18 protein-coding genes are annotated in these 23,900 nt (G+C 53.9%); 13 read left to right on the forward strand and 5 right to left on the reverse strand.

Going from position 1 to position 23,900, the window contains the following annotated elements:
* Nucleotides 1-93: 93 nt before the first annotated feature.
* The 5 genes from zapE to sspB all read left to right on the forward strand — a co-directional run bounded on the left by zapE (nucleotide 94) and on the right by sspB (nucleotide 3,740).
* Nucleotides 94-1,221 carry a cell division protein ZapE gene (zapE, locus tag GFC06_RS06900; protein WP_047358535.1) on the forward strand — a complete coding sequence of 376 codons (1,128 nt, stop codon included), beginning with the start codon at nucleotides 94-96 and terminating at the stop codon, nucleotides 1,219-1,221.
* 218 nt (nucleotides 1,222-1,439) lie between these two features.
* Complete coding sequence (gene rplM, locus GFC06_RS06905; RefSeq protein WP_003025141.1) at nucleotides 1,440-1,868, forward strand: 50S ribosomal protein L13; 429 nt, start codon at nucleotides 1,440-1,442, stop codon at nucleotides 1,866-1,868.
* Between the two features lie 15 nt (nucleotides 1,869-1,883).
* On the forward strand, nucleotides 1,884-2,276 hold the full coding sequence (rpsI, locus tag GFC06_RS06910) for a 30S ribosomal protein S9 (protein WP_003025138.1): 393 nt from the start codon (nucleotides 1,884-1,886) through the stop codon (nucleotides 2,274-2,276).
* A 316-nt stretch (nucleotides 2,277-2,592) separates the two neighbouring features.
* Nucleotides 2,593-3,231 carry a stringent starvation protein SspA gene (sspA, locus tag GFC06_RS06915; protein WP_003025132.1) on the forward strand — a complete coding sequence of 213 codons (639 nt, stop codon included), beginning with the start codon at nucleotides 2,593-2,595 and terminating at the stop codon, nucleotides 3,229-3,231.
* Nucleotides 3,232-3,236: 5 nt separating this feature from the next.
* Complete coding sequence (sspB, locus tag GFC06_RS06920; RefSeq protein ID WP_016154706.1) at nucleotides 3,237-3,740, forward strand: ClpXP protease specificity-enhancing factor; 504 nt, start codon at nucleotides 3,237-3,239, stop codon at nucleotides 3,738-3,740.
* A 44-nt stretch (nucleotides 3,741-3,784) separates the two neighbouring features.
* Here the strand turns inward: sspB and dcuC are convergent, their stop codons facing one another.
* A complete protein-coding gene (dcuC, locus tag GFC06_RS06925; protein ID WP_153689973.1) occupies nucleotides 3,785-5,152 on the reverse strand; it encodes an anaerobic C4-dicarboxylate transporter DcuC in 1,368 nt (455 codons plus the stop codon).
* 359 nt (nucleotides 5,153-5,511) lie between these two features.
* Between dcuC and nanR the strand changes: the two genes are divergently transcribed.
* The 6 genes from nanR (at nucleotide 5,512) to nanQ (ending at nucleotide 11,011) form a co-directional block, all read left to right on the forward strand.
* Nucleotides 5,512-6,303, forward strand: coding sequence for a transcriptional regulator NanR (gene nanR, locus GFC06_RS06930; protein ID WP_016154704.1), 792 nt, complete (start codon nucleotides 5,512-5,514; stop codon nucleotides 6,301-6,303).
* Between the two features lie 134 nt (nucleotides 6,304-6,437).
* Nucleotides 6,438-7,331, forward strand: a complete 894-nt coding sequence (gene nanA / locus GFC06_RS06935) for an N-acetylneuraminate lyase (protein ID WP_016157581.1) — start codon at nucleotides 6,438-6,440, stop codon at nucleotides 7,329-7,331.
* A gap of 116 nt (nucleotides 7,332-7,447) precedes the next feature.
* Entirely contained in the window at nucleotides 7,448-8,938 is a 1,491-nt protein-coding gene (gene nanT / locus GFC06_RS06940; protein WP_016154702.1) for a sialic acid transporter NanT, read from the forward strand.
* 47 nt (nucleotides 8,939-8,985) lie between these two features.
* Nucleotides 8,986-9,675, forward strand: a complete 690-nt coding sequence (locus GFC06_RS06945; protein WP_153689974.1) for an N-acetylmannosamine-6-phosphate 2-epimerase — start codon at nucleotides 8,986-8,988, stop codon at nucleotides 9,673-9,675.
* Nucleotides 9,672-10,541, forward strand: coding sequence for an N-acetylmannosamine kinase (gene nanK, locus GFC06_RS06950; RefSeq protein ID WP_047413946.1), 870 nt, complete (start codon nucleotides 9,672-9,674; stop codon nucleotides 10,539-10,541). Before GFC06_RS06945 ends, nanK begins: the two co-directional genes overlap by 4 nt.
* A 2-nt stretch (nucleotides 10,542-10,543) precedes the next feature.
* Nucleotides 10,544-11,011, forward strand: coding sequence for an N-acetylneuraminate anomerase (gene nanQ / locus GFC06_RS06955; RefSeq protein WP_016154699.1), 468 nt, complete (start codon nucleotides 10,544-10,546; stop codon nucleotides 11,009-11,011).
* 60 nt (nucleotides 11,012-11,071) lie between these two features.
* Here nanQ and GFC06_RS06960 read toward each other — a convergent pair whose 3' ends face one another.
* The 4 genes from GFC06_RS06960 to gltB form a co-directional block, all read right to left on the reverse strand.
* Nucleotides 11,072-12,352: a cytosine deaminase gene (locus GFC06_RS06960; RefSeq protein ID WP_153689975.1), complete on the reverse strand. Its 1,281-nt coding sequence runs from the start codon at nucleotides 12,350-12,352 to the stop codon at nucleotides 11,072-11,074.
* Nucleotides 12,342-13,592 carry a cytosine permease gene (gene codB, locus GFC06_RS06965; protein WP_047358527.1) on the reverse strand — a complete coding sequence of 417 codons (1,251 nt, stop codon included), beginning with the start codon at nucleotides 13,590-13,592 and terminating at the stop codon, nucleotides 12,342-12,344. The genes GFC06_RS06960 and codB overlap by 11 nt, the downstream gene beginning before the upstream one ends.
* A gap of 185 nt (nucleotides 13,593-13,777) precedes the next feature.
* Nucleotides 13,778-15,196 carry a glutamate synthase small subunit gene (locus GFC06_RS06970; protein ID WP_016154696.1) on the reverse strand — a complete coding sequence of 473 codons (1,419 nt, stop codon included), beginning with the start codon at nucleotides 15,194-15,196 and terminating at the stop codon, nucleotides 13,778-13,780.
* A 12-nt stretch (nucleotides 15,197-15,208) separates the two neighbouring features.
* Nucleotides 15,209-19,669, reverse strand: coding sequence for a glutamate synthase large subunit (gltB, locus tag GFC06_RS06975; protein WP_141875709.1), 4,461 nt, complete (start codon nucleotides 19,667-19,669; stop codon nucleotides 15,209-15,211).
* A gap of 684 nt (nucleotides 19,670-20,353) precedes the next feature.
* Between gltB and GFC06_RS06980 the strand changes: the two genes are divergently transcribed.
* Together GFC06_RS06980 and arcB are read left to right on the forward strand one after the other, a co-directional pair.
* Nucleotides 20,354-21,283 (forward strand): TIGR01212 family radical SAM protein, encoded by a 930-nt coding sequence (locus GFC06_RS06980; RefSeq protein WP_049040958.1) that lies wholly within the window; start codon nucleotides 20,354-20,356, stop codon nucleotides 21,281-21,283.
* Between the two features lie 167 nt (nucleotides 21,284-21,450).
* The gene (gene arcB / locus GFC06_RS06985; protein WP_153689976.1) at nucleotides 21,451-23,787 is read left to right on the forward strand and encodes an aerobic respiration two-component sensor histidine kinase ArcB; all 2,337 of its coding nucleotides are present in this window, start codon (nucleotides 21,451-21,453) and stop codon (nucleotides 23,785-23,787) included.
* Nucleotides 23,788-23,900: the final 113 nt, after the last annotated feature.

A 23,900-nucleotide genomic window follows, 5' to 3' on the forward strand; every position in this document is an offset into this window, starting at 1 on the left:
AATCCCGTGTTTATATCACGTAATGTAGAACGGCCTTTTTTTCGTCAACCGTGAGCGACGGCACATCGATTCTCAAGGAATAACAATAACATCATGCAAAGCCTTTCCCCGACATCGCGTTACCAGCAAGCCCTCAAAGACGGCAGTCATCAGCCCGACAACGTACAACAAGAAGCAGTGAATCGACTGGAAACAATTTTCCAGGCGCTTTCGACGCCAGCACGTCCTGCGCCGCAGGAGAGCGGACTGATGGCGCGTTTTGGCAAATTGCTGGGAAAGCGTGAGTCACCGACCAACGCGCCAGTGCGTGGTCTGTATATGTGGGGCGGAGTCGGGCGAGGAAAAACGTGGCTGATGGATCTGTTCTTCCATAGCCTGCCGGGCGGGCGTAAACAGCGTTTGCACTTTCACCGTTTTATGCTGCGCGTCCATGAAGAGCTTACGGCCCTGCAGGGGCAGAGCGATCCGCTGGAAATCATTGCCGACCGCTTTAAGGCCGAAACGGACGTGCTGTGCTTTGACGAATTTTTTGTTTCTGACATCACCGACGCCATGCTGCTCGGCGGTCTGATGAAGGCGCTGTTTGCCCGTGGTATTACGCTGGTGGCAACCTCCAATATTCCGCCTGATGAGCTGTATCGCAACGGTTTGCAACGCACGCGTTTTCTTCCTGCCATTGATGCCATCAAACAGCATTGTGACATCATGAATGTCGATGCTGGCGTCGATTATCGTCTGCGCACCTTAACGCAGGCGCATTTGTGGTTGTCGCCACTGAATGAGGAAACCCGCCAGCAGATGGACAAGCTCTGGCTGGCATTAGCGGGAACGAAAAGTGAACATGCGCCGACGTTGGAGATCAATCATCGTCCGATGCAGACGCTGGCCGTCGAAAACCAAACGCTGGCGGTGTCGTTCACCACGCTCTGTGTCGATGCGCGTAGTCAGCATGACTACATTGCGCTATCGCGTCTGTTTCATACGGTGCTGTTGTCTGATGTGCCGGTCATGACGACGCTGATGGAGAGCGAAGCGCGGCGTTTTATCGCACTGGTGGATGAGTTCTACGAACGCCACGTTAAGCTGGTGGTCAGTGCGGCCTCACCACTTTATGAAATTTATCAGGGCGAGCGTCTGAAGTTTGAATTTCAGCGTTGTTTGTCGCGTTTGCAGGAGATGCAAAGCGAAGAGTATCTGAAGCGGGAACATTTAGCCGGTTAAACCTGCTGCAAATCACATAAAGGGGTCGATCTTTGACCCTGACTTCTCTATAATCTTGCGACCCCACGTTACGAGAGAGTTTTTTTCCCAAAACTTTCTATGCGCCGGCATAGGCTATTCGAAGGGGTAGGTTTGCTGGACAATGTCGTGTGAACCTCAACTGACAAAACGTTTGGGTGTTCACCAACGTGTAACTTATTTATTTGGGTAAGCTTTTAATGAAAACTTTTACAGCTAAACCAGAAACCGTAAAACGCGACTGGTATGTTGTTGACGCGACCGGTAAAACTCTGGGCCGTCTGGCTTCCGAACTGGCTCTGCGCCTGCGCGGTAAGCACAAAGCGGAATATACTCCGCACGTAGATACCGGTGATTACATCATCGTTCTGAACGCTGACAAAGTTGCTGTAACTGGCAACAAGCGTACTGACAAAGTGTACTATCACCACACCGGTCACATCGGCGGTATCAAACAAGCGACCTTTGAAGAGATGATTGCTCGCCGTCCTGAGCGTGTGCTTGAAATCGCGGTTAAAGGCATGCTGCCAAAAGGCCCGCTGGGTCGTGCTATGTTCCGTAAACTGAAAGTTTACGCTGGCAACGAGCACAACCACGCGGCACAGCAACCGCAAGTTCTTGACATCTAATCGGGATTATAGGCAATGGCTGAAAATCAATACTACGGCACTGGTCGCCGCAAAAGTTCCGCAGCTCGCGTTTTCATCAAACCGGGCAGTGGTAAAATCGTAATCAACCAACGTTCTCTGGAACAGTACTTCGGTCGTGAAACTGCCCGCATGGTAGTTCGTCAGCCGCTGGAACTGGTCGACATGGTTGAGAAACTGGATCTGTACATCACTGTTAAAGGTGGTGGTATCTCTGGTCAGGCTGGTGCGATCCGTCACGGTATCACCCGCGCTCTGATGGAGTACGACGAATCCCTGCGTGGCGAACTGCGTAAAGCTGGCTTCGTTACCCGTGATGCTCGTCAGGTTGAACGTAAGAAAGTCGGTCTGCGTAAAGCACGTCGTCGTCCTCAGTTCTCCAAACGTTAATTGTACTCTGCTTCGGCAGACGACAATTTGCGAAAAAACCCGCTTCGGCGGGTTTTTTTATCGTTACTGCTCTCCGTATAACCACGGTAATCCGCTGATTGCCACCTCTTTTTCCCCATTTCAAGAATCGACTCACCACAAAGGTCACAAAATCTGGTAAACTATCATCCAATTTTCTGCCCAAATGTCCGGTATCGTTCATTTTTTGTTTGTATTTTGAACAGTAATGGCTTTCCCGAATATGGGTGACATCACTTCTGGCTGGCCACTTAGTGGCTGGTAGCAGTAAAAATTCTGAATATACCTGGAGGTTTTCATGGCTGTCGCTGCCAACAAACGTTCGGTAATGACGCTGTTTTCTGGTCCTACTGACATCTATAGCCATCAGGTCCGCATTGTGCTGGCTGAGAAAGGTGTTAGTTTCGAGATTGAGCATGTGGAGAAGGACAATCCACCGCAGGATCTGATCGACCTCAACCCGAATCAGAGCGTACCGACACTGGTGGATCGTGAGCTGACCCTGTGGGAATCTCGCATCATTATGGAATACCTGGATGAGCGCTTCCCGCATCCGCCGCTGATGCCGGTTTACCCGGTTGCGCGTGGTGAAAGCCGCCTGTACATGCAGCGTATTGAAAAAGACTGGTACACGCTGATGAACGTCATCGTGAACGGTTCTGCTTCTGAAGCCGAAGTCGCGCGTAAGCGTCTGCGCGAAGAACTGCTGGCAATTGCACCAGTATTTGGCCAGAAACCTTACTTCCTGAGCGATGAGTTCAGCCTGGTAGACTGCTACCTGGCGCCGCTGCTGTGGCGTTTACCGCAGCTGGGCATTGAATTCAACGGTGCAGGTTCGAAAGAACTGAAAGGGTACATGACTCGCGTCTTTGAACGTGATTCTTTCCTGGCTTCTCTGACTGAGCCTGAACGTGAAATGCGTCTGGGCCGGGGTTAACCTGTATGGATTTGCCACAGCTAACACCACGCCGTCCGTATCTGCTGCGCGCATTCTATGAGTGGTTGTTAGACAACCAGCTTACGCCGCACCTGGTGGTGGATGTGACGCTTCAGGACGTGCAGGTTCCTATGGAATATGCGCGTGATGGGCAAATTGTTCTGAATATCGCACCGCGTGCGGTGGGTAACCTGGAACTGGCTAACGATGAAGTGCGCTTTAACGCGCGCTTCGGTGGTGTGCCGCGTCAGGTTTCTGTACCGCTGGCGGCAGTTCTGGCAATTTATGCTCGTGAAAATGGCGCCGGTACTATGTTCGAGCCGGAAGCCGCCTACGACGAAGATGTCGCCAGCTTAAATGATGACGACAACGACGCACCTGGTTTTGAGAGTGAAACGGTCATGTCGGTCATTGATGGCGATAAGCCTGACAATGGCGACGACAACGATCCGGATGACACTCCGCCGCCGCCACGCGGTGGGCGTCCAGCGCTACGCGTAGTGAAATAAAAAAACAGGCCCTTTGGGGCCTGTTCTGTTTTCTGCCTTCGGGATCAGTAAAACAGCGTGATGGTGGCTATCATATTGACCACAAATCCCACCGCCATCGGAATGGCCGTACGTTTTACCACCTCAAAGGGCGATACGCCCGCAATACCTGATGTCACCACAATGACCGCTGTAATGGGGGATACCGCCCGGGCCAGCGTAGTAGCAAAATGCATCGGCATAATCATCACTACCGCAGGAATATGTAGTCCGGCGGCAATATCTGGAATCAGGCTGGCAAAAGACATAAACGGCGCGTTACCTGACCCCATGACAATCGCACAGGCGGCAATGACCACGGCCATGATGATCATCACGCCGATACCGCCAAGGCCGGAATGCTCTGCACCTTTTATTACGGCGTCGACAGTCCCGATAGTCGTCAACCCTTTCGCAAAGATCTCACCGGCGACCACCAGCGTGACAACGTTGGCAAACTGGGTTCCCATGCCGTCAAAGAAGGCCTGCACGTCATCCATCGTTTCGCGCAGATTATGTTTATGCAGGAACTCGACAAACATCGTCAGCGTCATGCTCATCAGCATGACCACCACCAGATTCAGCTCTGTTTTCATTAACCCCATATGTGCCAGGGCAAGCGAGCCCAACATCAGAAGCAACGGCATGACGGGTAGAATGGCGTAATAGAGAGGTGGCACGTTTTCCAGCGTCTTTTGTTCAGCGAATCCGTAGCTTTCCGGGAATGCTTTTTTATCAAACTGCCGCTGAACGAAAAAATGTGCAATAGCGACGGCGACGATAACACACGATGCGACGGGTAACTGATAGTGAAAGAAGTAGGTAGCGATTTTCATGCCCGCCACCTGCGCGGCAAAAATAGAGTTGGTTTCCAGAATGCCCCATTCAATTGACATTGAAGTGGCAATGACCGCCACCGCGGATAAACGGCTCACGCCAAGACTGACCAGCGTCGGGAACAGCGTCACCATCAGCAGCATGCCTAACCCGGAAGCGCTGGTGATGAACTGCGCCATGATCTGACCAATCACATAGGTGGCGGCAAGAACAACATAGGGTGAGCGGATTAGCTTAAGCGGGCGGCTTAACAGGCTAACCATCGCTCTGCTGGCCCCCATCCTGTCCATATAACGGGCATACCCACCTACCGCCATGATTGATAACCCTAGTCCGGCCGCCCGATTGGAAAGCATACGCAGAATTTCGTTGTAAATATCGACCAGTAGATAGCCGCTGCTCTTGTCGTTAGCGACCAGCGCGCCGTAGCCTAGCCAGACGCCGCAGATCATCAGGAAGATCCCCGCGGCTGCCAGCACTACCTGCGGTTTGTAGTTTTTGAGGATCAGGTAACCCATCGTTAATAAAACGATGACAGAGATAATGATGCCGAACATTGTTTCACTCCATGCCAGAGAAGAAGATAAATCCGGTAATAACGCTGTTGTCCAAACGGATGTTATATTTTTTCGGGCGATTTTTATGGAGTGAATATCTTATTTTTAATTCGATGTTTAAATTATTTATCGTTATAAAATAGATGGTTATGATAATTTATCACGTTCATATTCATAAATTTCACGAAGCGAATATGATTGTTTTCAATTAAAGATAAGCTGAATGTTTTAGCGTAACAAAATATCCGGATGCGTTAGACCGCCAATAAGCCCGGCAGTCTGATTGACCATCATTTCACCCTGCTTTCGATCCTGTGTTAGGATAAACCCGCTGTTATTTGTCACCACGACTTAGCTGAATGGGCCCTATGAACGCATTTGATTCGCAAGCTGAAGACTCTCCATCCACCATTGGCCGTAGCTTACGCAACCGCCCGCTGGCGCGTAAAAAACTGTCTGAAATGGTTGAAGAAGAACTGGAGCAGATGATTCGTCGTCGGGAATTTGGCGAGGGCGAACAGTTACCATCTGAGCGGGAACTGATGGCCTTCTTTAACGTGGGCCGTCCTTCTGTACGAGAAGCGCTGGCAGCGTTAAAACGCAAAGGTCTGGTGCAAATCAACAATGGCGAGCGCGCCCGCGTTTCGCGTCCTTCAGCTGATACCATTATCAGCGAGCTGTCCGGTATGGCGAAAGATTTCCTCGCGCATCCCGGCGGCATTGCCCACTTCGAACAGCTGCGACTGTTCTTTGAATCCAGCCTGGTACGATACGCCGCAGAACATGCGACGGATGAGCAAATCGACAGACTGGCGAAAGCACTGGAGATCAACAGCCAGTCGCTCGATGACAATACGCTGTTCATTCGCTCGGACGTTGATTTTCACCGCATACTGGCGGAGATCCCGGGCAATCCCATCTTTATGGCTATCCATGTTGCGCTGTTAGACTGGCTGATTGCCGCCCGTCCGACCGTAGCCGACCAAGAGTTGTATGAGCACAATAACGTGAGTTATCAGCAGCATATCGCTATTGTCGACGCGATTCGTCAGCGCGACCCTGAGGAAGCTGACCGCGCACTGCAAGAACATCTCAACAGCGTTTCCGCTACCTGGCACGCCTTCAGCAAAAGTAAAAAATTGCGTAAGTAATCGCGATCCTGACGATCGTTTAGTGAGGCAGATCGCACTATAAGCGTTCTGTATTGTATTGCTGCTTATTTGATCTGGTATAACAGGTATAAAGGTATGCAGTCAGATAACACTAATCATCATCAGAGGTAGCTATGGCAAGAGATTTAAAAGGCGTAATGCCAGCGTTGTTAACCCCATTCGATAGCCAACAGCGACTGGACATTGAGAGCCTGCGCCGCCTGGTGCGTTTCAACATTGGGCAAGGGATCGACGGGCTCTATGTCGGTGGGTCTACGGGTGAGGCATTTGTCCAAAACCGCGTTGAGAGAGAGCAGGTACTGGAAATTGTTGCCGAAGAAGCGAAAGGCAAGGTGACGCTGATCGCTCACGTTGGCACAGTGAGTACCGAAGAGAGCCAACAGCTGGCGAGTGCCGCGCATCGCTACGGCTTTGATGCGGTTTCGGCCGTCACACCGTTTTACTATCCGTTCAGTTTTGAAGAGCACTGCGATCACTACCGCGCAATTATTGATTCCGCTGATGGCTTGCCGATGGTGGTCTATAACATCCCGGCGCTGAGCGGCGTAAAACTGACGCTGGATCAGATCAACACGCTGGTGACGTTGCCGGGCGTTGGCGCGCTGAAGCAAACCTCAGGCGATCTCTATCAGATGGAACAGATCCGCCGCGCTCACCCCGATCTGGTGCTTTATAACGGCTATGACGAGATCTTCGCTTCTGGTCTGCTGGCGGGCGCTGATGGCGGTATCGGTAGCACTTACAACATTATGGGATGGCGTTATCAGGGAATTGTGAAAGCGCTCAAAGAAGGCGACATCCGGACGGCGCAAAAGCTGCAAACCGAGTGCAATAAGGTTATCGATCTGCTCATTAAGGTTGGCGTGTTCCGCGGCCTGAAGACGGTATTGCACTATATGGACGTGGTTTCTGTTCCGCTGTGCCGTAAACCATTTGCCCCGGTAGATGAACAATATCTGCCGGAACTGAAAGCGCTGGCCCAGCAATTAATGCTGGAACGCGACTGATCGGACGCCGGATAGCACAATGCTTATCCGGCCTGCAAAAACAAGACTCGTAGGCCGGATAAGGCGAATCCGCCATCCGGCACCACAACGAAAATAAAGATCGTCGGGAGAGTAAAATGAGTACTTCTACCCAGAGCATCCCGTGGTATCGCCATCTCAATCGGGCACAATGGCGGGCATTTTCTGCCGCCTGGCTGGGATATTTGCTTGATGGTTTTGATTTTGTATTAATCGCCCTTGTGCTGACGGAAGTACAAGGCGAATTCGGACTGACGACGGTGCAGGCGGCCAGTCTGATCTCGGCCGCTTTTATCTCCCGCTGGTTTGGCGGGTTAATGCTGGGCGCGATGGGCGATCGTTATGGACGCCGCCTGGCGATGGTCACCAGTATCATTCTGTTCTCTGTGGGGACGCTGGCCTGCGGCTTCGCGCCGGGCTACACCACCATGTTTATCGCCCGCCTGGTTATCGGTATGGGGATGGCTGGTGAGTACGGCTCCAGCGCAACTTATGTTATTGAAAGCTGGCCCAGGCACCTGCGAAACAAAGCCAGCGGCTTCCTGATTTCCGGCTTCTCTGTAGGCGCAGTGATCGCCGCGCAGGTCTACAGCCTGGTGGTCCCGGTCTGGGGATGGCGCGCGCTGTTCTTCATCGGCATTTTGCCGATTATCTTCGCCCTCTGGCTGCGTAAAAATATTCCGGAAGCGGAAGACTGGAAAGAGAAACACGAAGGCAAAGCGCCGGTACGCACGATGGTGGACATTCTCTACCGGGGCGAACATCGGGTTATCAATATTGTGATGACTCTCGCCGCCGCAACCGCGCTGTGGTTCTGCTTTGCAGGCAACCTGCAAAATGCGGCTATCGTGGCGGTCCTTGGCCTGATATGCGCGTTTATCTTCATTAGTTTTATGGTGCAAAGCAGCGGGAAACGCTGGCCGACGGGCGTCATGCTGATGGTGGTTGTGCTGTTTGCCTTCCTTTACTCATGGCCGATTCAGGCGCTGCTGCCAACCTATCTGAAAACCGAATTGCTGTATGACCCTTCCACTGTCGCCAGGGTGCTCTTCTTTAGCGGCTTTGGCGCGGCGGTCGGTTGTTGCGTCGGTGGTTTTCTTGGCGACTGGCTGGGCACGCGTAAGGCCTATGTCTGCAGTCTGCTGGCTTCGCAGTTGCTGATTATTCCAGTGTTTGCGATTGGCGGCTCAAACGTCTGGGTACTGGGTTTACTGCTGTTTTTCCAGCAAATGCTCGGTCAGGGGATCTCCGGGATCTTACCAAAACTGATTGGCGGCTATTTCGATACCGACCAGCGTGCGGCGGGTCTGGGCTTCACCTACAACGTGGGTGCACTGGGCGGGGCGTTGGCACCGATCATCGGTGCGCTGATTGCCCAACGACTGGATCTGGGCACCGCGTTGGGATCGCTCTCTTTCGGCCTGACATTTGTGGTGATCCTGCTGATTGGTCTCGATATGCCGTCTCGCGTACAGCGCTGGCTGCGGCCTGAAGCATTGCGTACGCATGATGCCATTGATGGCAAACCGTTTAGCGGGGCCGTGCCGTTTGGCGGCGACAAAAGCACCATGGTGAAATCCAAAAGTTAATCCGTTTGCCCGGTCCTGCACCGGGCAATAGTCATAAGGGAATAAGCATGTCGTTACTTGAACAACTGGATATCAAGATTGCCGCGAACGGCGGGCTGATTGTCTCCTGCCAGCCTGTTCCTGACAGCCCGTTAGATAAACCGGAAATTGTTGCGGCGATGGCGCTGGCCGCAGAACAGGCTGGCGCGGTGGCGTTACGCATTGAAGGGGTGGAAAACCTGAAAGCGACCAGGGCGGTAGTTTCGGTGCCGATTATCGGCATTCTCAAGCGTGACCTTGATGACTCTCCGGTACGCATCACCGCATATCTGGAGGATGTTGATGCGCTGGCGCAGGCAGGTGCTGACATCATCGCCATCGACGGTACCGATCGCGTACGTCCGGTACCTGTAGAAACCTTACTGGCGCGTATTCGTCATCACCAACGCCTTGCGATGGCTGACTGTTCGTCCATGGCGGATGGCATGGCCTGCCAGAAACTCGGTGCCGAAATCATTGGCACTACCCTTTCTGGCTATACCACGGCAGAAACGCCCGAAGAGCCGGATCTGGCTCTGGTGAAGTCTTTAAGCGACGCGGGTTGTCGGGTGATTGCTGAAGGACGTTACAACACGCCAGCGCAGGCCGCTGAGGCGATGCGTCATGGCGCTTGGGCGGTGACAGTCGGCTCAGCCATTACCCGGCTGGAGCACATTTGCCAGTGGTACAACACAGCGCTTAAAAAGGCGGTGCTATGACCACGCTGTCGATTGATATTGGCGGCACCAAACTGGCTGTCGCGCTGGTAGACAGCAGCCTGCAAATTCAAGAGCGTCATGAATTGCCGACGCCCGCCAGCAAAACGCCGGATGCTCTGCGTGCCGCGTTACAAGCACTGGTTGCGCCGCTACAGGGGCAGGCAACGCGGGTGGCGATCGCCTCAACGGGGATTATCCGTGACGGTTCTCTACTGGCGCTGAACCCGCACAACCTCGGCGGGCTGCTGCATTTTCCTCTGGTGCAAACGCTAAAAGATCTCACCGCTTTGCCGACGCTGGCAGTCAATGACGCGCAGGCCGCGGCGTGGGCTGAGTATCATGCGCTTGGCGGAGAGTACCGCGATATGGTGTTTATCACCGTCTCCACCGGTGTAGGCGGCGGGGTGGTAAGTGATGGGAAGCTGCTGACCGGGATTGGCGGTCTGGCCGGGCATCTGGGACATACGCTGGCTGATCCGCATGGGCCGGTGTGCGGTTGCGGGCGTGTGGGTTGTGTCGAGGCGATCGCTTCCGGTCGTGGGATCGCGGCGGCTGCCGAAGGCGCGCTTGCTGGATGCGACGCCAAAACCATTTTTAGCCGCGCCGGGCAGGGTGATGAGCAGGCCAGTCGGTTGATCCATCGTTCGGCACGTACTTTGGCAAGGCTTGTCGCCGATGTGAAGGCCACGATCGATTGCCAGATTGTGGTGATTGGCGGCAGCGTGGGGCTGGCAGAAGGGTATCTGGCGCTGGTGGAAAACTATCTGGCACAAGAGCCTTCGGCTTACCACGTAGAATTACGGGCGGCGCATTACCGTCATGACGCTGGATTACTGGGGGCCGCGCTGTTGGCCCAGGGAGATTGATTATGATGTCAGATGAGTTGCGTTCATTGCCTTCTGCCGGATTACATCCGGTTTTGCAGCAGGCGTTAACGCTGGCTGTTGCGGCGAATCCGCAGGAGAAAACGCCAGGGCGCTACGAGTTGCAGGGCGATAATATTTTTATGAATGTTATGCAATTTGCAACGCAGAGCCCGGAGCAAAAGAAAGCGGAACTGCACAGGGAGTACATTGATATTCAGGTGCTGTTATCTGGTGAAGAACGCATTCTGTTCGGGATGACTGATTCTGCTCGTCAGTGCGAAGAGATGCACGTTGAGGATGATTATCAGCTGTGTAGCCAGATTGCCGATGAGCAGGCGATGGTACTGAAGCCGGGAAGATTTGTGATTTTTATGCCGGGCGAGCCGCATAAGCCGGGCTGCGTGGTACAGGCTCCGATGGACATCAAAAAGGTGGTGATCAAGGTGCGCGCCAGTTTATTACACACCTGACGATGAGAGTGACGGTGTCGCATGGCAAGGCTTGCGCCATCCGACACCGGATATTACAACCTAGCGCTTAAACGTCACCGCTTCCGGCTGCGTCAGATGCAGCGTCGTTTGGCTCGGCACAGTCTCGGCAATGATTCGCCCGTGACGAATGGAATAACGTGCAGGCGTCTGGCGACGAACCGCGTCAAACCCATTCTCTGCCGGTAAAATCACCAGGTTCGCGGAATTCCCCACGCTCAGACCGTAGTCCTGCAGGTGCAGGGTTTTCGCGCTGTGGGTGGTGATCAGATTCAGGCCATCGTTAATTTGTCCGTATCCCATCAGCTGGCACACATGTAACCCCATATGCAGTACTTGCAGCATATTCGCGGTGCCCAGCGGATACCACGGATCGAAGACGTCATCATGGCCGAAGCAGACGTTGATCTCCGCCTCCAGCATCTCTTTGACGCGTGTGACGCCGCGGCGTTTAGGATACGTGTCAAAGCGCCCTTGCAGGTGAATATTCACCAGTGGATTCGCGACAAAGTTAATGCCGGACATTTTCAACAGGCGGAAAAGACGGGAAGCATACGCGCCGTTATAGGAGTGCATTGCCGTAGTATGGCTGGCGGTCACGCGCTCACCCATATTGTCGCGATGGGCCAGCGCCGCGACGGTTTCAACAAAGCGTGATTGCTCATCGTCAATTTCGTCACAGTGCACGTCGATAAGTCTGTCGTATTTTTGCGCGAGGGCGAAAATTTTGTGCAACGACTCCACGCCATATTCACGCGTAAATTCAAAGTGGGGGATAGCGCCAATGACGTCGGCCCCCAAACGCACGGCTTCCTCTAATAACGCTTCACCGTTGGGATAAGAAAGAATGCCCTCTTGCGGGAACGCGACAATCTGTAGCTCTACCCACGGAGCGACTTCTTGCTTCACCTCCAGCATGGCTTTCAGCGCGGTCAGCGTTGGGTCGGAAACGTCAACGTGAGTGCGAACATACTGAATGCCGTTGGCCATCTGCCACTTAAGAGTCTGCATGGCGCGCGCTTTCACGTCATCGTGAGTGAGCATTGCCTTACGTTCGGCCCAGCGCTCAATGCCTTCAAATAACGTACCAGACTGGTTCCAGCTCGGCTCCCCCGCGGTTTGCGTGGTATCCAGGTGGATATGTGGCTCTACGAACGGTGGGATTGCCAGACCACCTTCGGCATCAAGCACTTCCCCCTGCGGCAACGTAGCTGCGTCCTGAGCCTCAATTCGGCTGAAGCGCCCGTTTTCAATCGTGAGCTGCCACAATCCTTCGCGTCCCTGTAAACGCGCCTGACGAATGGTGATGTTATTATTCTGCATGGCTGACCTCTGGTGATTTAGCAAGGCTGCGATTGAAAAGTGGATTCAGCAGGATATAGCTGAATACGCCGCCGAGTACGGCGTTGACGGGTACGATACCGGGAATATAGTGACCGGCGGCAATGCCCAGTGCAACGGACAGGATAGCTATCCAGTTTACGGAAATAAATTGTGCTTTGCTGAAGTCGGCATATCGGCGATGGTTCAGCAGATAGTCGGCGATAATCACTCCACCAATTGGAGGAATCGCTGCCGACAAAAATGTCAGCCAACCGACAAAGTTATTGTAAAGCCACAGCGCGCACAGTGTGCCGATAATACCGTTTGCCACCGACAGCGAACGGCTGGAAAGGCCGGTAATATTGGCAAATCCCAAACCTGAAGCGTAGAGCGCATTGTCGTTGGTGGTCCAGATATTCAGGCCGAGAACCACAATTGCGGGCAGCAGCAGGCCCTGAGCAATCATTACGTCAGAGATGTCCGCCTGTCCAACAGCGGCGGCACCCGCAGCGCCGAAGATAAACATCAACGAGTTGCCAAGGAAAAATGCCACCATGGCAATCAGTACCGCACCTTTGGCGTTGCGGCCAAAGCGGACAAAGTCGGCGGTTAACGTGCCTGCGCTGATAAATGAGCCGACCACCAGCGCCAGTGCGGTGGAGAAATTCAGCGGTGTCTGCGGCACTATCGCTTTTAAATGGTCTAAACCGCCGACATCGCTCACCGCCAGCCAGACGGAGTAGCTGCCAAGAACGACGATGGCAGGTACGGCGATGATAGATAAAACGGTCAGCGCCGAGATGCCAAAAAAGATAGTCAGGGTCATCAACAGACCGGAAACCGCAATCAGAATATTGACGTCAATCCCCGTCGCTTTGCCAACCGGGATAGCAAACATGGCCACACCAACGCCAAACCAGCCTACCTGTGTACCGCCTAAGAGCAGTGAGGGAAGCCATGAACCTTTCAAACCAAATGAGTAACGTGCCAGAAGGTGGGTTGAGAGCCCTGTTTTTGCGCCGATAAAACCGAGAAATGCAGTGTAAATACCGAGGAGAAGATTACCGAAAAGAACTGCCAGGAAGAAATCATTATAGGAAAGACCGGTACCGAGTGTGCCACCGGTCCACATACTGGCGGAAAAAAATGTGAGTCCCAACATGACAAACGTTAGTGGAATCACGCCCTTCCGCGCCGCCAGAGGGACGGGGCCCTGGCTATAATTGTTGTCCTGCGACACAACGCCTCCATGAATTTTGCCCAAAAAATCCGCCGCATAATATACAGTTCTCAGAATAAAGCAAACGTTTCCGTATGTTTTTTTAGTTCTCTTTCACGGTGTTGATAGAGGGGAGGGGGCAGGGGTATTGCGAGGAATCTGGCATCTCATCAGCGTTTGAAGATGAGATGCCAGAAGACGCTTACTTACACTTCCAGGTAGTTCAGGATACCGTCTGCCGCTTTACGACCTTCGGCAATCGCGGTGACTACAAGATCCGAACCGCGCACGATGTCGCCACCAGCGAAGATTTTTGGATTGCTGGTCTGGAAGGCGTTATCGCTGCGTTCCGGAGCAATAATACGGCCCTGAGAATCCAGCTCGACGCTGTGCTCTTTCAGCCACTCCATACTGTGCGGGCGGAAGCCAAACGCCAGTACCACCGCATCAGCCGGAACAACGTGCTCGGAACCGGCGACGATCTCCGCGCGGCGACGCCCCTTCGCATCCGGTTCGCCCATTTCGGTGCGCGCCATTTTCACGCCGCACACTTTACCGTTGGCATTCACTTCCACGCCTAAAGGCTGGACATTGAACTGGAACTCGACGCCTTCTTCACGCGCGTTTTTCACCTCGCGTTTGGAACCCGGCATGTTCTCTTCGTCGCGGCGATAGGCGCAGATTACGTGTGCCGCGTTCTGACGAACCGAGGTCCGCACGCAGTCCATCGCGGTATCGCCACCGCCGAGAACAACGACGCGTTTGCCTTCCATGCTGATGTACGGCTCGTCACTGCTTTCGCCAAATCCCATCAACTGTTTGGTATTGGCGATCAGAAACGGCAGGGCATCAAATACGCCGGAAGCGTCTTCGTTTTCCAGCCCACCGCGCATCGACTGATAGGTACCTACACCAAGGAACACGGCATCGTAATCCTTCAGCAGATCGTTAAGCTGCACGTCGCGGCCCACTTCCACGTTTAGTTTGAACTCAATACCCATACCGGTGAAGATTTCACGGCGACGGGTCATGACCTCTTTCTCCAGCTTGAATGCCGGGATCCCGAAGGTCAGCAGACCGCCGATTTCCGGGTGGCGGTCAAATACCACCGCCTTCACGCCGTTGCGGGTCAGCACATCAGCACAGGCCAGGCCCGCCGGACCTGCACCGATGATCGCCACGCGCTTGTCCGTCTGGCGAACGCCAGTCATATCCGGACGCCAGCCCATCTCGAACGCTTTATCGTTGATATAGCGCTCTATGTTGCCGATAGTCACCGCACCGAACTCATCGTTTAGCGTGCAGGATCCTTCACAAAGACGATCCTGTGGGCACACTCGGCCACAGACTTCCGGCAGAGTGTTAGTCTGGTGCGACAGTTCTGCCGCTTCAAAAATACGTCCCTCATTCGCCAGCTTCAGCCAGTTCGGGATGTAGTTATGTACCGGGCACTTCCACTCGCAGTACGGGTTACCGCAGGAAAGACAGCGATCTGCCTGTGCTTTGGCCTGGCCTTCGGAAAACGGCTCGTAGATCTCGATAAATTCGATCTTACGGATCTTCAGCGGTTTCTTCGGTGGATCAACGCGCTGCAGGTCGATAAATTGGTATACGTTCTGACTCATTGCTGCTACCCCTTACTGCGCCTGCACACGCAGCTCTGCTGCGCTACGACTACGGTGACCCAACAGTGCTTTCACATCACTGGATTTCGGTTTTACCAGCGCGAATTTCGCCGAGAATGCTGGCCAGTTCGCCAGGATCTCTTCGCCGTGTGAAGAACCGGTATGTTGTACGTGCTCGGTAATCAGGCCGCGCAGGTGTTCCTCATGAATAGCCAGCGAGTCCACGCTCAGTACTTCTACCAGTTCCGGGTTCACGCGTTTGCGGAATTCACCGTCTTCGTCGAGCACGTAGGCGAATCCGCCGGTCATGCCTGCACCGAAGTTGACGCCGGTTTTGCCGAGAATACACACGATGCCGCCGGTCATATATTCACAGCCGTTGTCGCCAATACCTTCAACCACGGTAATAGCGCCGGAGTTACGCACCGCAAAACGCTCACCCGCACGACCCGCAGCAAACAGGCGGCCACCGGTAGCACCATACAGGCAGGTGTTACCAATGATGCTCGCCTCATGGCTACGGAAAGCAGAGCCAACCGGAGGACGCACTGCCAGCAGGCCGCCCGCCATGCCTTTACCGACATAGTCGTTGGCATCGCCGGTCAGATACAGCTCCACGCCGCCCGCGTTCCACACGCCGAAGCTCTGGCCTGCGGTACCGCTGAAGTGCGCTTTAATCGGGTCAGATGCCAGCCCCTGATCGCCATGCGTCTGAGCGATATAGCCCGACAGCGATGCGCCGACGGAACGGTCGGTGTTGCGGATATCGAACCAGAAGGTTTTGCTCTGGCGCTCGTCGACAAACGGTTTCGCCTGCTGTAACAGCTGGGCGTTCAGCACGCCGTTATCAAACGGCGGATTGTTTTCAGTGCAATGCAGCGCTTTACCTGGATGCGGTTCAGCGGTTTCCAGCAGACGAGACAGCTCCAGTTTCTGCTGCTTGGCGGTAAACCCTTCCAGCTCTTTGAGCAGGTCGGTACGACCAATCAGATCCACCAGACGTTTCACGCCCAGTTGCGCCATCAGCTCGCGAGTTTCGCGGGCGATAAATTCAAAGTAGTTAGTCACTTTGAACGGCAGGCCGTGATAGTGGTTCTTACGCAGTTTGTCATCCTGAGTTGCCACGCCGGTTGCGCAGTTGTTCAGATGGCAAATACGCAGGTATTTACAGCCCAGCGCGACCATGGGGCCGGTGCCGAAACCGAAGCTTTCTGCACCCAAAATTGCCGCTTTAATGATATCGACGCCGGTTTTCAGACCGCCATCGACCTGCAGACGGATCTTGTGACGCAGACCGTTAGCCACCAGCGCCTGCTGGGTTTCCACCAGACCGAGTTCCCACGGGCAGCCCGCATATTTCACTGAGGAAAGCGGACTTGCACCGGTACCGCCATCGTAGCCGGCAATGGTAATCAGATCCGCGTAGGCTTTCGCCACGCCGGTGGCGATGGTACCGACGCCTGGTTCAGAAACCAGCTTCACCGAGATCATCGCTTTCGGGTTGACCTGTTTCAGGTCGAAAATCAGCTGCGCTAAGTCCTCGATAGAGTAGATATCGTGGTGCGGCGGTGGGGAGATCAGCGTCACGCCTGGCACCGAATAACGCAGTTTGGCGATGTAGGGGGTGACTTTATCACCCGGTAACTGACCGCCTTCGCCCGGCTTCGCGCCTTGAGCGACTTTAATCTGAATGACATCAGCATTGACCAGGTACGCCGGGGTTACGCCAAAGCGACCGGAAGCCACCTGCTTAATGCGCGACACCTTGTTAGTGCCGTAGCGCGCCGGATCTTCGCCGCCTTCACCGGAGTTCGAGTTACCGCCGATGCTGTTCATGGCTTCGGCCAGCGCCTCGTGTGCTTCCGGGCTTAAAGCCCCGATAGACATCGCTGCGGTATCAAAGCGTTTAAACAGTTCGGTTGCGGGTTCTACTTCGCTAATGCTTACGGCTTCATCGCCAGGTGTAATCGCCAGCAGATCGCGCAGCGTGGCCGCCGGACGCTCATTGACCAGTTTTGCATATTCCTGATAGTCGCTGTACTCACCGCTTTGTACCGCCTGTTGCAGCGTGCGCACCACGTCCGGGTTGTAGGCGTGGTATTCGCCGCCGTGGACGTATTTCAGCAAACCGCCCTGGCTGATAGGCTTACGCGCCAGCCAGGCATGTTTGGAGAGGTTCAGCAGATCCTGCTGGAAGTCGGTAAAACCAGCGCCGCTGATGCGACTGACCACGCCCTGGAAGCATAAAGCCACAACATCATCGTGCAGACCAACGGCTTCAAACAACTTCGAGCAGCGGTAAGAGGCGATGGTCGAGATGCCCATTTTGGACATGATTTTGTACAGACCCTTGTTGATGCCGTTACGGTAGTTCAGCATCACGGTCCGGTAATCTTTGGCAATCGCCTGAGTGTCGATCAGACGTCCCAGCGTTTCATACGCCAGATACGGATAAATGGCCGTCGCGCCAAAACCGAGCAGAACGGCAAAATGGTGCGGGTCACGGGCGCTGGCGGTTTCAACGATGATGTTGGCGTCGCAACGCAGGCTTTGTTCTACCAGACGTGTTTGTACTGCGCCAACGGCCATCGGTGCCGGAACCGGCAAGCGGTTTTTTGCGATATTACGGTCAGAAAGCACCAGCAGCACCGTGCCGTTACGCACCATCTGTTCAGCCTTATCGCACAATGCTTTGACGGTCTCTTCGAGCGTGGTTTCAGTCACGTCGAAGGTGATATCCAGTCGGTCAGCGCGATAATGCTCCTCTTTCATGGTGGTGAGCTGGGTGAAATCGGAGTACAGCAGGATCGGCGACTTAAAGCTCAGACGGTGCGCCTGACCTTCGGCTTCGCAGAAGACGTTCATCTCACGACCGATGCTGGTGGCCAGCGACATGACGTGCGCTTCACGCAGCGGGTCGATCGGCGGGTTGGTGACCTGGGCAAACTGCTGGCGGAAGTAGTCATAAATGATGCGCGGCTGGCTGGAGAGCACGGCAAACGGGGTATCATCACCCATTGAACCGACCGCTTCCTGACCATTTTCACCGAGCACGCGGATAACGGAATCCAGCTCTTCAGCGCTGTAGTTAAACTGTTTCTGGTAGCTGGCGAGGGCGTCATCGTCCAGTTCACGGCTGCCGACCTGATCGTCAGCCAGGTCTTCGAAAGGCACCAGACGGCGGACGTTCTTCTCCATCCACTCTTTGTAGGGGTGGCGGCTTTTCAGATCGTCATCGGTTTCAGCCGAATGCAGAATGCGCCCGCTACGGGTATCGATAACCATCAACTCCCCAGGGCCGACGCGACCTTTCTCAACCACTTCATCTGGCTGATAATCCCAGATCCCGACTTCAGAAGCGCAGGTAATCAGCTTGTCTTTGGTGATGACGTAGCGCGCCGGACGCAGGCCGTTGCGGTCAAGGTTACAGGCGGCAAAGCGACCGTCGGACATAACGATACCCGCCGGACCATCCCACGGCTCCATGTGCATGGAGTTAAAGTCGAAGAACGCGCGCAGCTCCGGGTCCATATCCGGGTTGTTCTGCCAGGCCGGCGGCACCAGTAAACGCATGGCGCGGATGATATCCATCCCGCCAGCCAGCAGCAGTTCCAGCATGTTATCCATTGAGCTGGAGTCGGAGCCGGTTTCGTTAACGAACGGTGCGGCGTCGTGCAGATCAGGGATCAGCGGCGTCTGGAATTTATAGGTACGGGCGCGCGCCCACTGGCGGTTGCCGGTGATGGTGTTGATTTCACCATTGTGCGCCAGGTAGCGAAACGGTTGCGCCAGCGGCCAGCGTGGTACGGTGTTGGTGGAGAAGCGCTGGTGGAACAGGCAGATGGCCGATTCCAGACGCAGGTCCGCCAGGTCCAGGTAAAAGCGCGGCAGATCCGCCGGCATACACAGACCTTTATAGATATTGACCAGGTTCGACAAGCTACAGACGTAGAAGTCTTTATCTTCCTGGAGGCGTTTTTCGATACGACGGCGCGCGATGAACAGGCGACGCTCCATATCACGCGGACGCCAGCCCGCAGGGGCATTAACAAAAATTTGCTCGATACGAGGCAGGGAGGAGAGCGCAATTTCACCGAGAACACCTTCGTTAGTCGGCACGTCGCGCCAGCCGACAATCGACAGGGTCTCCTGCTGTAATTCTTCTTCTACAATGCGACGAGAAGCCGCTGCCAGCTCAGCGTCTTTATTTAAAAAGATCATGCCGACGGCGTAGTTTTTGGCTAAACGCCAGCCGCGCTCTTGCGCTACGATGCGGAAAAAGCGGTCAGGTTTTTGTAACAGCAGGCCGCAACCATCGCCGGTTTTTCCATCGGCAAGAATTGCGCCACGGTGCTGCATGCGGGCCAGTGCGTGTATGGCGGTACGCACTACCTTGTGGCTAGGTTCGCCTTCTATGTGGGCGATCAGGCCGAAACCACAGTTATCCCTCTCAAGGGATTTATCGTACAACATATCAGTGAACCTCCCCAGGCTCTGCGGGATTCCCATCTGGACCGTTGCGCACGGGCACACCAAGAGCATGGCGACGGGGTTTGCGTGTCATACGCTTACCTCGCATTCGCCCTCTTTATCCTTTTCGCACAGGTCAAACAAGTTTGAGGACTTGCTTCAGAGGGAATCTCAATTACTGCATAAATATGATGAGCAGACTGCTCATCCAGAAAGCTTCCAGCGGATTTCCAAGTTATCGGGAATCCACACACAGGTCAAATGGCAATCTTATTTATGCAAAAATGTGCTATTTGGCAATTAACTTTATGAAAATATTGAAATAAAAGGGTTTTATACATTGATATAACCTGAGGAGGATGTCCTGGGAAGTGTGATCTGTCTCACTGTAAGAGAGGCCGGATATCTCTCGTCCTCCCTTTGTTTATCGATATACTTGGCATTTTATGCTGGTTTTTAGAGTTTTGGCGTCTTAAAGATACTGTTTTTACGCTGAGAGTATAAGAAGATAAAAAAAACAGCTGGATATAAGGAAAAGTAATTATATTTTTAGTGAATGGAATTTCGATTATTTTGATTTGTTATGCAATAAATAAAGGCTCGCCAGGGCGATTGATCCAGGTCATCGCCGACTGGGGCAAAAAATGGCAGGCTTTGGCCTCTTTTCAAGGCGCGGTCTACCAGATTATGCAGTTACAGAAATTAGTCAATATGTTTGGTGGGGATCTTTCTCGCCGTTATGGGCAAAAGGTTCATAAACTCACGCTGCACGGCGGATTTAGCTGTCCAAACCGTGATGGCACCATCGGACGCGGCGGATGTACTTTCTGTAATGTCGCCTCGTTTGCCGATGAAGCACAGCAGCACCATTCAATTGCCGAGCAGCTTGAGCATCAGGCGCAGTTGGTCAATCGCGCCAGACGCTATCTGGCCTATTTCCAGGCTTATACCAGCACCTTTGCGGAAGTACAGGTGCTGCGTTCGATGTATCAACAGGCGGTCAGCCAGGCCAACATCGTCGGGTTATGCGTTGGGACGCGCCCCGACTGCGTGCCGGATGCGGTACTCGATCTGCTTTGTGAGTATAAAGACCTCGGCTATGAGGTATGGCTGGAGCTCGGTCTGCAAACCGCGCATGACAAAACTCTGCACCGGATTAACCGCGGCCATGATTTTGCCTGCTATCAGAACACCACGCGGCTGGCGCGCGAGCGCGGGCTGAAAGTGTGCTCACACCTGATTGTTGGCCTGCCGGGAGAAGGACAGGCAGACTGTCTGCAAACCATGGAACGAGTGGTTGAGACGGGCGTTGACGGTATTAAGCTGCATCCGCTGCATATTGTGAAAGGCAGTACGATGGCAAAGGCCTGGGAAGCCGGACGGCTGAACGGAATTGAACTGGACGACTACACGGTTACCGCCGGGGAGATGATCCGCCATACGCCGCCAGAGGTGATTTATCATCGAATCTCTGCCAGCGCGCGTCGCCCAATGCTGTTGGCTCCGCTATGGTGTGAAAACCGCTGGACCGGGATGGTCGAACTGGATCGCTATCTCAATGCTCATGGTGTTCAAGGCTCTGCGCTTGGCACTCCGTGGATTCAGCCTGGGAGCTAACCATCCGGCAATCTGCGCCTGCTTGCCTGATGACGCTACGCTTATCAGGCCCACGTTGAATCTCTCCTCGGTCATTTCACCGATAACCTCCGCATTTCTTGCACAATCTTCAACGTCACGCTGAGAATTGAGTATTATTGTGCCAAGTTGTCGTGAAGGAACCCTCTATGAAGCAAATCCGTATGCTGGCGCAATATTACGTCGACCTGATGATGAAATTGGGTCTGGTGCGCTTTTCGCTGTTATTGGCGCTGGCGCTGGTCGTGTTGGCGATTGTGGTGCAGATGGCTGTCACCATGGTGCTGCATGGCCAGGTAGAAAGCATTGATGTTATCCGCTCTATCTTTTTTGGTCTGTTAATTACCCCCTGGGCCGTCTATTTTCTGTCAGTGGTGGTGGAGCAACTGGAAGAGTCCCGGCAACGCTTGTCACGACTGGTACAAAAGCTGGAAGAGATGCGCGAGCGCGATCTCAAGCTCAATGTGCAGTTGAAAGATAATATTGCCCAGCTTAATCAGGAAATTGTTGAGCGCGAAAAAGCCGAAGCGGAGCGCCAGGATACGTTCGAGCAGTTGAAGGTTGAAATCAAAGAGCGCGAAGAAGCGCAGATTCAGCTTGAGCAGCAGTCTTCCTTTTTACGCTCTTTCCTTGATGCCTCGCCGGATCTGGTTTTTTATCGTAATGAAGATAAAGAATTTTCCGGCTGTAACCGTGCCATGGAACTGCTGACCGGCAAGAGCGAAAAGCAGTTGGTAAATTTAAAACCGGCTGATGTTTACTCCCCTGAGGCGGCAGAAAAGGTCATTGAAACCGACGAAAAGGTGTTCCGTCATAACGTCTCGCTCACCTACGAACAGTGGCTGGACTATCCGGACGGGCGCAAAGCCTGCTTTGAAATTCGCAAAGTACCTTACTATGACCGCGTAGGTAAGCGGCATGGTCTGATGGGCTTTGGGCGCGATATTACCGAGCGTAAGCGTTATCAGGATGCGTTAGAGCGCGCCAGCCGCGATAAGACCACCTTCATTTCTACCATCAGCCACGAACTGCGCACTCCGCTTAACGGCATTGTCGGCTTAAGCCGGATCCTGCTGGATACGGATCTGACCGCTGAGCAGGAAAAATACCTGAAAACAATCCACGTCTCTGCCGTGACGCTGGGGAATATTTTCAACGATATTATCGACATGGATAAAATGGAGCGACGTAAAGTTCAGCTCGATAACCAGCCGATCGATTTCACCAGCTTTATGGCGGATCTGGAAAACCTCTCTGGCCTGCAGGCGCAGCAAAAAGGGCTGCGTTTTGTGCTTGAGCCGACGTTACCACTGCCGCATAAGGTCATTACCGACGGCACGCGTTTGCGCCAGATTCTGTGGAATCTGATCAGCAACGCCGTGAAGTTTACCCAGCAGGGGCAGGTAACCGTGCGGGCGCGCTATGACCAGGGGAATATACTGCATTTCGAAGTTGAAGATTCCGGGATCGGTATTCCGCAGGATGAGCAAGATAAAATCTTCGCCATGTATTATCAGGTGAAGGACAGCAATGGCGGCAAACCGGCAACGGGAACCGGGATTGGACTGGCCGTATCGAAGCGTCTGGCGAAAAACATGGGCGGCGATATTACGGTCTCCAGCCAGGCTGGCAAAGGCTCCATCTTTACGCTGACCGTGCATGCGCCTGCGGTAGCGGAAGAGATTGAAGACGCCTTTGAAGACGACGACATGCCGCTGCCAGCCCTGAATGTACTGCTGGTGGAAGATATCGAACTGAACGTTATTGTCGCGCGTTCAGTGCTGGAAAAACTGGGCAACAGCGTGGATGTCGCCATGACCGGGAAAGCCGCGCTGGAAATGTTCACGCCGGGCGAATATGACCTGGTGCTGCTGGATATTCAGCTACCGGATATGACCGGTCTGGATATCTCGCGCGATCTGACGCAAAAATACGCCCGTGAGGACCTGCCGCCGCTGGTTGCGCTTACCGCCAACGTTCTGAAAGATAAAAAAGAGTATCTGGACGCGGGAATGGACGATGTGCTGAGTAAGCCGCTGTCGGTTCCGGCGTTAACCGCCATGATCAAAAAATACTGGGATACCCGAAACAAAGAGGAGAGCACTGTGACATCTGAAGAGAGCAGTAAATCGCAAGCGCTGTTAGATATTCCTATGTTGGAACAATACCTCGAGCTGGTGGGACCGAAGTTAATAACCGACGGGCTGGCGGTGTTTGAGAAGATGATGCCGGGATATTTGAGCGTGCTGGAGTCCAATCTGACCGCACGGGATAAAAAAGGCGTTGTTGAGGAAGGCCATAAAATTAAAGGCGCGGCAGGTTCCGTGGGGCTGCGCCACCTGCAACAGTTAGGTCAGCAAATCCAGTCGCCAGACCTTCCAGCCTGGGAAGATAATGTTGCTGAATGGATTGAAGAGATGAAGCAGGAGTGGCAGCACGACGTGGCGGTATTGAAGGCCTGGGTGGCAAGCGTGGAAAAAAAATGACCCCGGCTTGACCGGGGTGCGCGAATACTGCGCCAACACCAGGGAAATCGTGGCTGCGCCGTAAATTATTATCATTGTTTACAAGGGCGCAGCCCTAATTTTCAGGCCGCACG

This window comes from Citrobacter braakii (assembly GCF_009648935.1).
Taxonomy (GTDB): domain Bacteria; phylum Pseudomonadota; class Gammaproteobacteria; order Enterobacterales; family Enterobacteriaceae; genus Citrobacter; species Citrobacter braakii.